This window comes from Salmonirosea aquatica, from assembly GCF_009296315.1.
GTDB lineage: Bacteria > Bacteroidota > Bacteroidia > Cytophagales > Spirosomataceae > Salmonirosea > Salmonirosea aquatica.
In genome coordinates, this window is sequence record NZ_WHLY01000002.1 from 3,556,292 (window position 1) to 3,571,322 (window position 15,031).

A 15,031-nucleotide genomic window follows, 5' to 3' on the forward strand; every position below is an offset into this window, starting at 1 on the left:
CATTCCGCCAATTCTTTACTAGAAAATACAGGAAGGATCATAGGACTATGCAAATATAGAGTTTCAAAATTTTTATTGTCTAATAAATAGACAATAAAAATAATTCATATACTTTTGTCATCAATCAAGCAACAAATACAGGTACCTATGAAACAGAATGTATTTAAGATTAGCGCATTACTATTGGGATTATGGCTGCTAGCTTACACCTCTCCGGCCCAGACTCCAGAAATCAATGTTCTGGTTTTCAGCAAAACGGCGGCTTTCCGGCATGAATCCATTGCCGCAGGCAAAAAGGCCCTGGCTAAGATGGGTCAGGAGAAAGGCTTTGACGTGAGCTTTACCGAAGACGCCGCGCAATTCAACGAACTGAACCTGAGAAAATACAATACGGTCCTGTTTCTGAACACAACCGGTGATATCCTGAACAACGAGCAACAAAGTGCCTTTGAGCGGTACATTCAGGCGGGCGGTGGCTATGTGGGTATCCACTCCGCTACCGATACCGAGTACGAATGGCCCTGGTACGGTCAACTGGCAGGCGCGTATTTTCTGGATCACCCGATGCCCAATAATGTTCAGAAAGGGAAGTTCATCGTTACGCAGAAAGACCACTGGGCCACCCAGGGCATGCCCGGTGAATTTGAGCGAAGCGATGAGTTCTATAGTTTCAAGAATATTTCGCCCAAGATCAACGTCGTTGTCAAAATCGACGAGAAAAGCTATACCGGTGGCAAGAATCCTGAGTTCCATCCCATTAGCTGGTACCAGGAATTTGACGGTGGACGATCGTTCTATACGGCCATGGGCCATACCGATGAGACTTTCTCTGAGCCGCTGTTCCTGAATCACTTGTGGGCGGGAATTCACTACACCACGGGGGGCGATGCGCCCAAACCATTGGATTTTTCCAAAGCCCGTCCCGAAGAAAATCGTTTTACCAAAGCCATTCTGGCCGAGAAGCTGGACGAACCCATGGAACTGAGCGTGCTCGGCGACGGACGTATCCTGTTTATTCAGCGCAAAGGGGAAATACGCCTTTACAACACCGAGACCAAGGAGCTGAAAACGATCGCTACCCTGCCGGTGAGCACAAAATATGTAAACAAGGAAGGAAAAGAATCGATGGGCGAAGATGGTCTTTTGGGTCTTAACAAAGATCCCAATTTTGCGCAGAACCACTGGATTTATCTCTACTATTCTGAGCCCAATGAATCCAAAAACGTCCTGGCCCGCTTTGAACTGAAAGGCGACGCACTCGACATGGCCTCGAAAAAAATACTGCTCTACGTACCTACCCAGCGCGAAGAATGCTGCCATACGGGTGGATCCATTGCCTGGGATCGCGCCGGAAACCTGTACCTCTCCACGGGCGACAACACCAATCCGCACGGCTCGGATGGATATAGCCCCAGCGATGAGCGCGAAGGCCGCGGCCCCTGGGATGCTCAGAAATCCTCAGCCAATACCAACGACCTGCGCGGTAAAATTATCCGCATCACTCCCCAGGCTAATGGTACCTATACGATTCCAGAGGGTAATCTGTTCGCCAAAGGTACCCCTCAGACTCGCCCCGAGATTTACACGATGGGCCACCGCAATCCCTTCCGGATTTCGGTCGATCAGAAGACCGGCTATGTGTATTGGGGCGAAGTGGGCCCGGATGCTGCCAAACCCAATCCCAACCGCGGTCCTGCCGGTCACGACGAGGTAGGACAAGCGCGTAAGGCAGGCAACTTCGGCTGGCCGCACTTTGTGGGCGACAATAAAGCTTACAATAAATATGACTTCGCCGCCGAAAAATCCGGTGAAAAGTGGGATGTGAATGCGCCCACTAATAACTCTCCCAATAACACGGGCCTGAAAGTACTTCCCCCGGCCCAGAAAGCATTCATCTGGTACCCTTACGATGCCTCTCCCGAGTTTCCATTGGTGGGAGCCGGTGGGCGCAACGCCATGGCCGGGCCCGTGTACTATGCCGAAGATTTCAAAAATGCGCCCCGGGCTTTCCCCAAGTATTATGAGGGTAAAATCCTGACCTACGATTGGATGCGCGGCTGGATTATGGCCGTGACGATGGATAAGGAAGGTAATTACGAGGCTATGGAGCGATTCATGCCCAGCTACAAATTCAGCAACCCGATGGATATGGAGTTTGCGGCGGATGGGGATCTGTATATGCTGGAATACGGCTCGGGCTGGTTTACGGCCAACGACGATGCCCGCCTGATCCGGATCGAATACAACGGGGGCAACCGCAAGCCGCAGCTTCAGGTAGCGGCCAGCAAGTTGGGGGGCTCGGCTCCACTCGACCTAAAACTGAGCGCCAAGGGTACCTCTGACGCCGACGGCGATGTGTTGTCCTATTCCTGGAAGATTACTTCCAAAAACGGTTTTGCCAAAGACATAGCTACGCCAGAAGCCGCCCTGACCCTTGCCAAAACAGGAATCTACCAAGCTACTTTGACCGTGGATGACGGCAAGGGTGGGATCGCTTCGCAGTCGATGGACATCACGGTTGGCAACGAGCCGCCTATACTGAGCCTGGATATTCCCGCCAGCAATAAGTCCTTTTTCGTAGCTGACAAGCCCTTCCTCTACAACGTAAAGGTAAGTGATAAGGAAGATGGTACCCTGGGCAAGTCGGGCGCCACCTCGGGAATCGACCCTGAACGGGTGGCCGTAAATATCGACTACCTCGCGGAAGGCTACGATCAGGTCGCTATTGCGCAGGGCCACCGGACCGCCGATGCCAGTGCCCTGTATGTGACGGGTAAGAAACTCATCGAAGCCAGCGATTGTATGGCCTGCCACAGCCTTGCGAAAAAGTCCATCGGCCCGGCCTATGCGGACGTATCCAACAAGTACAAAGGGGATGGGACGGCCCTGGAGCGATTGACGAAAAAAGTAATCGCCGGAGGGGCGGGGTATGGGGAGAAACCGCCATGGCGGCCCACCCGCAGCTCTCGACCGCCGATGCCGCCGAAATGGTCAAATACATCCTAAGTGTATCGGGCAAAGCGGCCGCTGGTAGTTCGCTACCCGTACAGGGCAGTTATGTAGCCAAACTGCCTGAGGGTGATAAGGGCAAAGGAGTGTACATAGTACGGGCTTCGTATGAGGACAAAGGTGCCAATGGGCTACCCTCTCTGAAATCCGAGCAGGTACTTGTATTACGCAATGCCAAAATGGATGCGCACAGTTTCGACACCTACGACAACGTCAATAAAATGTCTTTTGGGGGAAATAATCTGGCTATCCCGTCGAAATCCGGGGCGTACATGGAAATCAACAACATGGATCTGACGGGTATCTCAGAAATTCGCGTGCTGGCTTCTGCTCCCAAACCTCAACTCAACGCTAAAGGTGGCAAAGTGGAGCTCCATCTGAACACACCTACCGGCAAACTGCTGGGTGAGTCCCAATTTCTTGAAGCATCAGAAAAAATGGACTTCACACCTTCCCAACTGACGATTCCGGTGAAACTGCCCGTTCCTTTCGACAACAAACCCCACGATGTGTACCTGGTGTTTGTCAATCCTACGGAGGCTTCCGGCAGTCTGATGGTCGTTATGGGCGCAGAAGTGGTACTGAGTTCCGTAGGTAAATAACAACGAGTCCATGTTTAATCTAACCTTTCCATTTCACTTTTAACCAATTACAACAATGAAAAAAGTAAGTATCCTTTTCTTCGTTCTTTTCGCAGGTGTAGCCTTGCGTGGAATTTCACAAACGACCACGCCCGCCGACTTCTTTGCCGGAAAATGGGAAATCCTGGTATCGGGTACCCCCAACGGTGACGTAACCCTGGTGACCGATTTGGTTCGCAAAGAAGGTAAGCTAACCGGTGAACTCTCTAGCCCAACCGATCCAAACGTAAAATTTCCGATCACAAAAGTGGAAGAAAGTGCCGATAAGCTATCCATTTATTTTGACTCTTCTCAGGCGGGCGAAATCGCGATTAACCTCACGAAAGTGGATGATGACAATCTGAAAGGCGTGCTGATGGACAGCTTTGAGACGAAGGCCAAGCGGGTCAAGGAATAAGCCCCCGAACTCATGAAAAAGCACCCGTTTTTCCTATTCTTGCTTTTCGCCCTTTCATTGGTATTGAGGGTGAATAAAACCATCGGCCAAGCCAGGCTGTCAGGAGACACTCTGTTCAGTAAACCTTATATCGATGTGGACGAATGGCGCGATGCACCCGTGCGCCATCGCTACGTACACGGCGGCTTTAAAGGAACCGAAACCCGTTTTTCCTTTTACTTTCCCTCCAAAGAACAATATCAGGGCCGCTTTTTTCAGTACATCACCCCATTTCCCGACAATGAAAATCTGTCGCAGGGAGCCTCGGGCGAAGAAGACAAGATTGGATTCTCCATTAGCAGCGGCGCGTACTTTATCGAAACCAACGGCGGAGGGAAACTGGATTTTGCCCGGCCAGGTAGCAACGACCCCACAATTGGTGCCTACCGGGCCAATGCGGCCTCGGCCCAATACTCTCGGGAAATAGCAGCCCAAATGTACGGCCCCCACCGGACGTATGGCTACGCTTTCGGCGGGAGCGGCGGCGCTTACCGCACCATCGGCGGAATCGAAAATACCGAAGGCGTGTGGGATGGAGTCGTGCCCTATGTGGTGGGTTCGCCGATGGCCATTCCCAATGTATTTTCCGTCAGGATGCACGCCATGCGGATGTTAAAAGACAAAATGCCCCAAATCATCGATGCCGTAGAGCCGGGCGGAAGCGGGGATATGTATGCCGGGCTGAACGACGAAGAGAAAGCCGCGTTGCGTGAAGTTACCAAAATGGGTTTTCCGCCTCAGTCGTGGTTTGGCTATAAAACAATGGGCGTTCACGGCTTCGTGGCGGTCTATCAGGGCATGGCTAGGGCCGATCAAAAGTACTTTACCGATGATTTCTGGAATTCGCCCGGCTATCTGGGAGCCAACCCTCCGGTCTCCCTTCAAAAGGCCCGCATCCAGCAGGTAAGTACCATCAAAACCGGCATATCGGCCAGCCAGGCCGTTCAGCTAGGATTGGTAGAGGAGGCCTCCGCGCAGGAAAGGGGTACGGCCGACCTGGCCTGGAAAAGCATGGGCGGAGTGGAAGGCGCAATGCCCGTGGCATTCCAGCTGGCGGACGTCCTGCCCGACGTCGATTTTCTGGGGGGCGACCTCGTCATTACCAGCGGGGCCGCAGCCGGGAAGCAGTTGCAGTTGACCAAAATTGAGGGAAATAAAGTGATCCTTGGCCCTGCCGACCCTACCGTGCTCATGCTGATCAAGCCGGGCGACGAAGTGCGGGTGGGTAATTCCAATTTTCTGGCGGCCCAAACCTACCACCGACACCAGGTACCCGGCCCGGAATACCACGCCTGGGATCAGTTTCGTGATGCGGCGGGCCAGCCAATCTATCCCCAGCGTGCTATGCTGCTCGGACCCATGTTTACCCGAGGCGCTGCCGGTGCTGTTCCAATGGGCCGCTTCAAAGGCAAAATGATTCTTCTCTCGTCCCTATGGGATCGGGAGGCCTTTCCATGGCAGGGCGACTGGTACCGGTCGCAGGTGAAGAGGTATCTGGGCGATAGTACCGACAGCCATTTCCGGCTCTGGTACACCGACCACGCCCTGCACGGCGACCTTACCAAACAGGAAGACCCCACCCGAACTATTAGCTACCTTGGGGTACTCCAGCAAGCGCTACGTGACCTGAGTACCTGGGTGGAAAAAGGAATTGCTCCTCCGGCCACCACAAGCTACACCATCGAGGATGGGCAGGTGATGGTACCCGCCACCGCGGCCGAACGTAAAGGAATTCAACCCGTAGTCACGCTGAAAGTCAATGGTAACAAACGGGCCGACGTCAAAGTCGGTAAGCCCGTTACTTTTACCGCCGTTGTCGAGGTGCCGCCCCACACGGGCAAGGTGGTAGCCGCCGAATGGGACTTTGAAGGGGAAGGTACCTTTAGTGAAAAATCCGAAGTTGATGGAACGAAAAGTTCACTGTCTTTAAGCGCCATGCACACCTATAAAAAACCGGGAACGTATTTCGTCAGCCTGCGGGTGGTTTCACAACGGAACGGCGATACCAAGTCACCCCACGCCCGCATCCAGAACTTGGATCGTGTGCGGGTAGTTGTAGAGTAGATTGGTAAAAAATCAGGGATTGTGGGTTAAGCCGGAAAAGGTAATCGCATCCTGAAAGGAATGTTGAAACAATTACAGTTAACATGGCGCGAATATTCATTACCGGATCGGCAGACGGGCTGGGACAGTTGGCCGCTCAGCAATTGGTGAGCGAAGGGCATCAGGTAGTGTTGCACGCCCGCAACAAGGCGAGAGGGCAGGACGCAATGAACCAGGTACCCGGAGCCGAAACGGTACTAACGGCGGATTTGTCCAATACAGAAGAAACGAAGCAATTAGCGGCGGATGTCAATACTTTGGGAAAGTTCGACGCCGTGATTCATAATGCGGGAGTTTATCGGGCTCCCGGCGAATTGATTGCGGCGGTCAATACGCTGGCACCCTACATTCTGACCAGCCTGATTCATCCGCCCAAGCGGTTGGTTTATCTGACTTCGGGAATGCACACAGGCGGACAGGCCAGGTTAAAACAATTAAGTACTGACTTAAGCGCAATCAGCTATTCCGACTCCAAGCTGCAGGTACTTATGCTAAGCCAGGCCGTGGCTCGCTTGTGGCCCAACGTGTACGCCAATGCCGTCAATCCGGGATGGGTACCTACCAAAATGGGCGGGGTAGGTGCGCCCGACAGTCTGGAAAAAGGCTACCGGACGCAAACCTGGCTGGCCACCAGCGATGAGGCTGAAGCGCTGGTGAGCGGCCGGTACTTTTTCCATCAAAAAGAAAAGTCGTTTGCCCCCGCAGCCAGCGATGTTTCATTGCAGGAAGAGATCCTTACGGTTTGCGAGCAGCTAACGGGTATTCATTTTCCGGCTGAATTGACAAAATAGCGTATAGTAGTGGCGCCTTCATTAGAGTCGAGCGAAGCAGGGAGAAATTCAAGCAGCGGGCTGCACCCGAGGTACAACTATTCGTGCATTGGTAACGTGAACAGCCTATTTCAGGATGAGTGTCGACAAGGCTTTGGAAGCAAGCAATGGAGTGGAGCTGAAAGCAGATACTATCAATAAGTTCTTCCTGAATCTTAAGGTAGCTTTTTATTAGCCTTTAAGTTCATGGCTAAAGACAGGCTGATTATCTTGCCGTAGCTTATCAATTTATGCCCGCTATGCCAAAACTAGATCGCTCAGACTTCAAGTACAACGCCAAGGTATTCGAGAAAACCTGCCTATGGTGTGGCACAGTCTATTTCGCCAGCCGCTCCACGGCCAAGTACTGCTCGTCTACCTGCCGGGGATACGCCAATCAGGCCAAAAACTCGGAAGAAGTGTTACCCTACGATGAAACGGATAAAATGATTTCTGCCCTGCTTTCCGAAAATGCATACCTGAAGGGACAATTGCAGCGCTACGTATTCGAAAATCAGCAGCTTCAGGACAAACTCAATCAGCAAATGCCCCCAAAAGACTGAGAACGTTGCTTCCATCAGTATTTTCTGGTACAGATCGGGTTTATATTATCGAAATAGCGTCATAACTATATGCTCATCAGGATATTCCAGCTACTGACTGCCGCTTTTATGGTATTTTCCTGTCGCCCTGCTTTGCCAGAAGACGTCAGTGCAGCGATGGATCAGGTACCCGATGCGGTGGATTATAACCGGGATGTAAAGCCGATTCTTTCCGATAAATGCTTTGCCTGCCACGGCCCAGACCAGAAAAAACAAAAGGCGGGACTTCGACTGGATGTAGCAGCACACGCGTACGGTGCCTTGCCTGAATCACCCGGCCAAGTGGCCATTAAGCCTGGCAACCTGCGGGGTAGTGAGGTTTTCCGGCGCATCATCTCCACTGATCCCAAGGTCATGATGCCTGGTCCCGAATCCCACCTGAGCCTGACGGCCTATGAGAAAGCTATCTTGATTAAATGGATCGAGAACGGAGCGGAGTACCAGCCTCATTGGGCGTTTCAGAAACCGGTACGTCCCGCAATTCCAACTGAGGTCATGCGGGACTGGGGAAAAAATCCCGTCGACCGTTTCGTTGCGGCCCGGCTAGCCTCTCTGGACCTACGGCCTGCTCCCGAAGCCGACCGGGAAACCCTGATCCGCCGCGTTACGTTTGACCTGACGGGTCTTCCTCCTACGCTGGCCGAGATCGACACTTTCTTGGCGGACAAAAGTGCAGATGCCTATGAAAAGGTAGTGGATCGGCTGCTCAAGTCACCCCACTACGGCGAACGGATGGCGACGGATTGGCTGGATGTGGCCCGCTTCGCCGATTCCCATGGATATACCGTGGACCGGCTACGGGATATGTCTCCCTATCGGGATTGGGTTATCCGGGCTTTCAACCGGAACCAGCCCTACGACAGGTTCATCCATTGGCAGCTTGCGGGCGACCTGTTGTCCCAAGCCAACCGGGAAATGCGAATCGCCACGGCCTTCAACCGCAATCATCCCCAAAATATGGAAGGAGGCATCATCGAAAAGGAGTTTCAGACCGAATACGTCCTGGACCGTACCAACACGCTCGGCGATGCCTTTCTGGGTCTGTCGGTAGGGTGCGCCAAGTGCCACGACCATAAGTACGACCCTATATCCCAAAAGAACTATTACCAGCTCAGCGCTTTTTTCAACAACGTGGCAGAAGCCGGTCAGATTTCGTGGGATGATGCCATGCCATCGCCCACGCTGTTGCTGCCTACGCCCCGGCAACAGAAGCTCCTGGAATATCTGAACACTCAAATTGCCGCGCAGACCGAAACGCTACGGACCGAGCAGGAAAGGGGGGAATCGGATTTCGAACAATGGCTCTCCAGCCATTCCTATGCCGGATTGGCCCGACAGACCCTTCCCGGAGATGGACTGGTAGCCCACTATGCCTTTGAAGGAAATTCACTGCGCAATGAAGTCAATCCTAAGGACCTGGCCTACACCACGCTGGCGGGCGGCGTTCGGGAAAAGGAAGTGTGGACCACCGGACACCAGGGCGTAGGGCTATTGCTGAATGGCGATGCCTGGCTGGATCTGGACCGGGTAGGGATTTTCCGCAAATCCGAGCCGTTCAGTGTTGGGCTATGGGTCCGAATTCCCAAAGAAATGCAGGAAGGAGTGATTTTTCACAAAAGTCTGGCAGAGCGCCTCTACAATTTCCGAGGCTACCACGTGTACCTCAAGGATGGTCGGCTGGAGATGTCCATGGCCCACGTGGCTCCGGCTAATGCCATTTCTAAAATTAGCCGCCGAACGGTACCCCGAGACCGATGGATCCAGCTGACAATGACCAACGACGGTTCCGGTAGAGCAGCGGGATTGAAACTATACCTGGACGGTCGGGAAATGCCCATGCGTACCACTATGGATCACCTGGACAAGGATATCCTGTTCGACGAAAAGCGGGTAAGCCCCCAGCCCGGGCTACAGATTGGCGGCTGGTGGAGGGGCTACGGTCTCAAGAACGGAGCGATCGATGATATTGTGGTATACAACCGCACTCTGACACCCTACGAGGCCGCCATCCTGGCACAGAAAACCGACTGGAAGGCGATCGGTGCCAAAACCGTCTCACAACTCACGCAAATCGAACGGGAGGCGCTGCGGGCGTATTATTTCTCGGCCGTGCACCTACCCACGCGAAAGGCGAGGCAGGAACTCACCGAAACCCGCACAATGCTGGCCGATAGTACCGAACCGGTGCGGGAGCTGATGGTGATGCGCGAAGCCATGCAATTCCGCCCTACCTACGTGCTGGAACGGGGTAGTTACGATGCCCCGGGCGAACGGGTGTCTCCAGCTACCCCCGAGCGAATTTTTCCGTTTCCCAAAGACTATCCTAAAAACCGGTACGGTCTAGCCCGGTGGCTTACGCACCCCGACAATCCCCTGACGGCCAGGGTGGCGGTGAACCGGTACTGGCAGATGTTTTTTGGAACGGGCTTGGTCAGAACTTCCGAGGATTTTGGGAATCAGGGTGAGATGCCCTCCCATCCCAAACTTTTAGATTGGCTGGCTGTTTCCTTTCAGGAGTCGGGCTGGAATGTGAAACAACTCATCCGTACCCTCGTTACTTCAGCCACCTATCGTCAGTCGTCCCGTACCCCAAAAGCCCTGTATGAGCGTGATCCGAACAACCGCCTGCTGGCTCGGGGCCCAACCAGCCGTTTGACCGCCGAAATGTTACGGGACAATGCCCTGGCAGCCAGTGGCCTGATAAACCTACAGGTGGGCGGCAGTAGCATAAAACCCTACCAGCCCGATGGCCTGTGGCGTATCAATGGCGCTACCTACGTGCCCGATACGGGGGCACAAGTGTACAAGCGAAGCCTGTATGTACTAATTAAGCGGTCCGTACCCAATCCTACGTTGGGTACATTCGATGCGCCCTCCCGCAGTTTTTGTACCGTGCGTCGTCAGAAAACCAACACACCCCTGCAGGCCCTGGTTACGCTCAATGATCCTACTTTTGTCGAAGCCGCCCGCGTACTGGGGGAAGTCATGAGCAAAGGTGAAGACAACCGGTCCGCCCTGGTCAGAACCTACCGGAAACTGACGGGACGGCAACCTACTCCTCAGGAAGTGGCACTGCTACTGCGCCTGCAAGCCACCGAAATCGAACGCTTCCGAAAAAATCCTGCCAAAGCCCGGGGCTGGCTGACGACCGGACAGTACCGGGTCGATCCGTCCCTGGAAGCCGCCCGGGTTGCGGCCAACACAGTAGTGGCCAGTACCATCATGAATTCCGATGCCACCCTCACCAAACGCTGAAAACGCCATGGGATACCATCCTGACGAGTTCCGGCTCTACACTCCGGAATTCCATAAGTTAAACGAAAAATTGGACCGCCGTCACTTTCTGACCAAGACATCCCTGGGTTTAGGTGCCCTGGCGGCTGGTACCCTGTTCGGAGCCGGAAAACCCTTCGGCAGTGCGGCTTCCGGAACTCCCGGTCTCTCAGAAGACTCGCAGGAAGCCTTGTTGCAGGCCTTGCCTCATTTTGCCCCAAAGGCCAAACGGGTGGTATACCTCTTCATGAGCGGCGGCCCCTCGCAATTCGAGACCTTCGACTACAAGCCTAAACTGGCTCCTATGTTCGGCCAGGATCTGCCCGACTCGGTTCGGCAAGGGCAACGGCTTACCGGCATGAGCGCCAACCAAAGCAGCCTGCCTATTGCTCCTTCTGTCTTTTCCTTTAACCAATACGGGGAGTCCCGTACCTGGGTGAGCGAGTTGCTGCCCCACTCCGCCCGGGTAGTGGATGAGCTTTGTATTGTCAAATCGCTTTATACCGAGGCCATCAACCATGATCCTGCCATTACCTTTTTCCAGACCGGCAGTCAGCTACCCGGTCGGCCTTCTATTGGCTCGTGGGTGAGTTATGGCCTGGGATCGCTGAATCAGAACCTACCCACCTTCATTGCGCTGGTCTCAAAAAATGCCAGTGGACAGCCCTTGTACGCCCGCTTGTGGGGGAATGGCTTCCTACCCACCGAACACCAGGGAGTCCAGTTTCGCTCGGGTCCCGATCCGGTGCTTTTCCTCAACAATCCCGAAGGGTACGACGGAACCGACCGCCAGGAAATGCTGGGGTACCTGAAGCAGCTGAATCAACTGCAAAACGAAGCCCTCGGCGATCCTGAGGTGGAAGCCCGCATGGCCCAATACGAAATGGCATTCCGGATGCAAACCTCGGTACCCGAAGTGATGGATACCCGCGGTGAACCTGACTCCGTCTTTGAGCTTTACGGGCCCGACAGCCGGGATGCCGGTACCTATGCGGCTAATTGCCTTTTGGCGCGCAAGCTGTTGGAAAAGGATGTAAAGTTCGTCCAGCTCTACCATCAGGGCTGGGACCACCACGGAGGCTTACCGGGGGGTATCCCGGGACAGTGCAAAAAAATCGACCAACCTACCGCGGCCCTGGTCATGGATCTGAAACAACGCGGGATGCTGGACGATACCCTGGTAATCTGGGGGGGCGAATTTGGTCGTACCGTGTATTCGCAGGGTAAACTGACCGCGACCGATTACGGCCGCGACCACCACCCGCGCTGCTTTACCATGTGGATGGCCGGCGCAGGAGTCAAGCGGGGCTTCTCCTACGGCGAAACTGATGATTTTAGCTACAACATCACCCAGAATCCGGTGCATGTCCACGATTTTCAGGCTACTCTGCTTCATTTGCTTGGCGTTGACCATGAGCGCCTTACTTTCAAATTCCAAGGTCGGCGTTACCGTCTGACCGATGTGCAGGGCAAGGTAGTGCAAGGAATCCTGGCTTAAAAGGGCTTTTACATCCGTCCTATTTGTAAAAGCCTGGGTAAGTCCTTTACTTTTTAAGAGTTCAACGGAAAATAGGTTTTGGGCGAATTAGAAACTCAGCCCGGAAGAAACTTTGATGCCGAAGTTGATGGCATCCGGACTGTCGCGGTGCGTAAGCCGGTGGATGGCGTCCACCCGGATCACCTTCAGGATATTATCAATTCCGTAGCCTACTTCCACATAGGGGATTCGGCCTAATGACTGGAAGCCCAAAAGGGGTTGCCCCATTTCGCCGGTGGAAGGCGTCAGCCGGGCGTTGGCCGGGCTCACCCCGCCCGCCAGCGCCTTACCCGTCACCACAAAACGCCATTTCAACCGTTTGATGGCTGGAATGCGGTTAAAAAGCAGACCCTGGAAATTGTGTTCGAACATGAGTCCGGCGTAATGGTCGTTGGCAAATTCAAAGCGGCTCATCAGATTGTAGCCACTGCTGGAATAGATCAGGGATGGATTGCCCTTGGGAATAAAAAGCAGCGAATAGGGTAGGGTGGAAGGGGTATAGCCCAGGTTGATGTTATAGGAGGTCCGACCCAATATCCCCAGCCGGAACGAGTGCTCGATCCCCAACTGGAAACGGTGGTAATTAAAATCACCGTTCAAGGCCTTGGTTCCCAACTCATACCGAAAAACAAGGGTAGGTTGATTACTGCCTGGGATGCCGTAGCGGAAGTTGTCGTCCTGTACCATGATTTCTCCGGGGGCGAAGCGGGTTTCCAGTGTAAGCTCACTGGTCCGGTACCGGCTCCGGTAGGTGGCATCGGGGTCTCCGGGCATTTGGTAGGCGAAGGGGAATTTCGGATCAAAGGTACGGGTATCCAGGCCAACGGTCTGGGTGAACCCACCCCCCAGCTCCCGCCGGATGTAGGTGCGGGTATGTTGCTGGAAGTAGGGACGGCTGAGCTCTCCGAACCGGCTGAAGGCCCCCCAGAGAAAGTTGCTGCCGATCAGTTTACTACTGAATCCCAGCTGCTCAAGATCGTAACTGTGGTCGAGGCCGATGACTGTCCAGGGCTTTTTCCCGGCCACAAACTCTACGCCACCTCCGTATTTGAATCGCCTGTCGAGGGTACCGTACGCTCCGTACCCGTGCAGGATCCAGCGACGGCTGAAATCCACGTTGGTGTGTAATCCCAGCCGCAATCGGTGACCTTCCACGTCGTTGTTGGCATAGCTGTAGATAAGTGGCCCCAGTTCCAGTCCCGAGCTACCGAAGGGCAGGTACCCCCCGTTGAGCAGATTAATGACCTTGCCCACGGTTTTCATCACGGGCGTGTTGCGAACGGAGTCCACAACTTCGAACACCCGCAGCTCCTCCCGGCTCAACCCCTGGGGACGTACCTCCTTCCAGTAGTCTGGGGTACTTTGCCGGTAATTTTCGGCCAGTTCCAGGGCGGGTTCGTAAAAGCCGGGTTCCAGGGGCTCGTTGACTTTCAGATTCTGGGCCACGAGATAAAAACGCACTACCACGCCCGGTGCATTAGGCAGGGGACGGTCCGAGTCGATGAGGAGTTGTGTGAGCACGGGGAGGCGCACGGGGCGGTCCGGGCCACTGGTTTCGACATCCTCCCAGTACTGCTCCAACCGGAGGGCTTCGACAAAATTGATGTTCGCCCGGCGGTCGATGTTGGCTTCGATCTTGAGCAGACCCAGGCGCGTGGTATCGATCCAGACAGTCCCGTTGAAAGCCAGATCCTTAATCTGCCTGGGCTCGAAGTCGATCTGGTAGCACTGGATACCCCCCACAGAAACCGTGTCGATGAGGCGGTAGGCGTAGGAAGCTTCCCAATATTGTCCCAGGGGTGAAGGCAGGTCTTTGCGCAACAGGCTGACATAATTCCCGTAAAAATTATATTGCTGGAAGGAAGCACCCGTAAATTGGGCGGTGAGGCCGCCATCGCTGATACCGACCCCGATCGCCCGGCTCTTCAGGACGTGTTCCTTGATTTTGGCGGGATTGGAGCGGTAGTAATATTCGGAGTAAGTTTCCGACACGAACACGGGTACCACGGGCTTGCCGTCGTCTCCCACGAGGGCGGGTAGTTTGGCCAGATTCCTATTTACCAGTCCGGGACGGCGGGTTTCTCCGGTGAATTCGTCGAGGTAAGCCTCGGTTTTGGCGTAGCTGTCAAACTGATAGGCGGTCAACTGACTGGGATCGAACTGGTCGCGGCGTTTGACGGCTTCCCGGATAAGGGGATAGGCGGGATCGCCGCCCTTGGCGTATACCTTCACCTCCTGGAGCAAGTTGGAGGTAGGTACCAGCACTATATCGATGGTCTGGTCCGTCTCCTGCGTGAGCGGGTAGGTTCGGGTTGCGTACCCGAGGCTCGTAACTAGCAACGAATCGCCGGGACGGCTGGTCACAATCACATAGTTTCCTTCAAAATCCGAAGTAGCGCCTGAACTGGTGCCCCGGATGGCCACACTGACGAACGGGATACCCTGCCGGGTGGTGCTGTCGGTGATGTGGCCGCTGATGCGGTAGGTCGTTTGGGCCGTGGCGAATCCGGTTAGCAGGAGCCAACCAAAAAATCCAATCCATCGCACCAAAACGAATGTATTCATGGGTACCCCTAGCTGAAGACAATTACCGGGACAGTGTTGTCCGGCAACGGGTCAAC

At 54.3% G+C, this 15,031-nt stretch carries 7 protein-coding genes and 1 pseudogene; 7 read left to right on the forward strand and 1 reads right to left on the reverse strand.

Features of this window, described 5'->3' with window-relative positions:
• Positions 1–147: 147 nt before the first annotated feature.
• The 7 genes and pseudogenes from GBK04_RS15890 to GBK04_RS15920 all read left to right on the forward strand — a co-directional run bounded on the left by GBK04_RS15890 (position 148) and on the right by GBK04_RS15920 (position 12,371).
• Positions 148–3,611, forward strand: a pseudogene (locus GBK04_RS15890) (ThuA domain-containing protein).
• Between the two features lie 55 nt (positions 3,612–3,666).
• Positions 3,667–4,047, forward strand: coding sequence for a hypothetical protein (locus GBK04_RS15895; protein WP_152761308.1), 381 nt, complete (start codon positions 3,667–3,669; stop codon positions 4,045–4,047).
• 12 nt (positions 4,048–4,059) lie between these two features.
• Complete coding sequence (locus GBK04_RS15900; protein WP_152761310.1) at positions 4,060–6,150, forward strand: PKD domain-containing protein; 2,091 nt, start codon at positions 4,060–4,062, stop codon at positions 6,148–6,150.
• An 83-nt stretch (positions 6,151–6,233) separates the two neighbouring features.
• Positions 6,234–6,980 (forward strand): SDR family NAD(P)-dependent oxidoreductase, encoded by a 747-nt coding sequence (locus GBK04_RS15905; RefSeq protein ID WP_152761312.1) that lies wholly within the window; start codon positions 6,234–6,236, stop codon positions 6,978–6,980.
• Positions 6,981–7,258: 278 nt separating this feature from the next.
• Positions 7,259–7,561, forward strand: coding sequence for a hypothetical protein (locus GBK04_RS15910; protein ID WP_152761313.1), 303 nt, complete (start codon positions 7,259–7,261; stop codon positions 7,559–7,561).
• Between the two features lie 69 nt (positions 7,562–7,630).
• Positions 7,631–10,855 (forward strand): DUF1553 domain-containing protein, encoded by a 3,225-nt coding sequence (locus tag GBK04_RS15915; protein ID WP_152761315.1) that lies wholly within the window; start codon positions 7,631–7,633, stop codon positions 10,853–10,855.
• A 7-nt stretch (positions 10,856–10,862) separates the two neighbouring features.
• A complete protein-coding gene (locus tag GBK04_RS15920; protein WP_152761317.1) occupies positions 10,863–12,371 on the forward strand; it encodes a DUF1501 domain-containing protein in 1,509 nt (502 codons plus the stop codon).
• Positions 12,372–12,458: 87 nt separating this feature from the next.
• On the opposite strand, the gene GBK04_RS15925 is transcribed toward GBK04_RS15920, so the two are convergent.
• Positions 12,459–14,975: a DUF5686 and carboxypeptidase-like regulatory domain-containing protein gene (locus GBK04_RS15925; protein ID WP_152761319.1), complete on the reverse strand. Its 2,517-nt coding sequence runs from the start codon at positions 14,973–14,975 to the stop codon at positions 12,459–12,461.
• Between the last annotated feature and the right edge of the window lie 56 nt (positions 14,976–15,031).

Bases quoted from the DNA above. Each gene is read 5' to 3' on its own strand.
- GBK04_RS15915 (WP_152761315.1), top strand. From the start codon at position 7,631: ATGCTCATCAGGATATTCCAGCTACTGACTGCCGCTTTTATGGTATTT.
- GBK04_RS15905 (WP_152761312.1), top strand. From the start codon at position 6,234: ATGGCGCGAATATTCATTACCGGATCGGCAGACGGGCTGGGACAGTTG.
- GBK04_RS15900 (WP_152761310.1), top strand. From the start codon at position 4,060: ATGAAAAAGCACCCGTTTTTCCTATTCTTGCTTTTCGCCCTTTCATTG.
- GBK04_RS15920 (WP_152761317.1), top strand. From the start codon at position 10,863: ATGGGATACCATCCTGACGAGTTCCGGCTCTACACTCCGGAATTCCAT.
- GBK04_RS15925 (WP_152761319.1), bottom strand. From the start codon at position 14,975: ATGAATACATTCGTTTTGGTGCGATGGATTGGATTTTTTGGTTGGCTC.
- GBK04_RS15895 (WP_152761308.1), top strand. From the start codon at position 3,667: ATGAAAAAAGTAAGTATCCTTTTCTTCGTTCTTTTCGCAGGTGTAGCC.
- GBK04_RS15910 (WP_152761313.1), top strand. From the start codon at position 7,259: ATGCCAAAACTAGATCGCTCAGACTTCAAGTACAACGCCAAGGTATTC.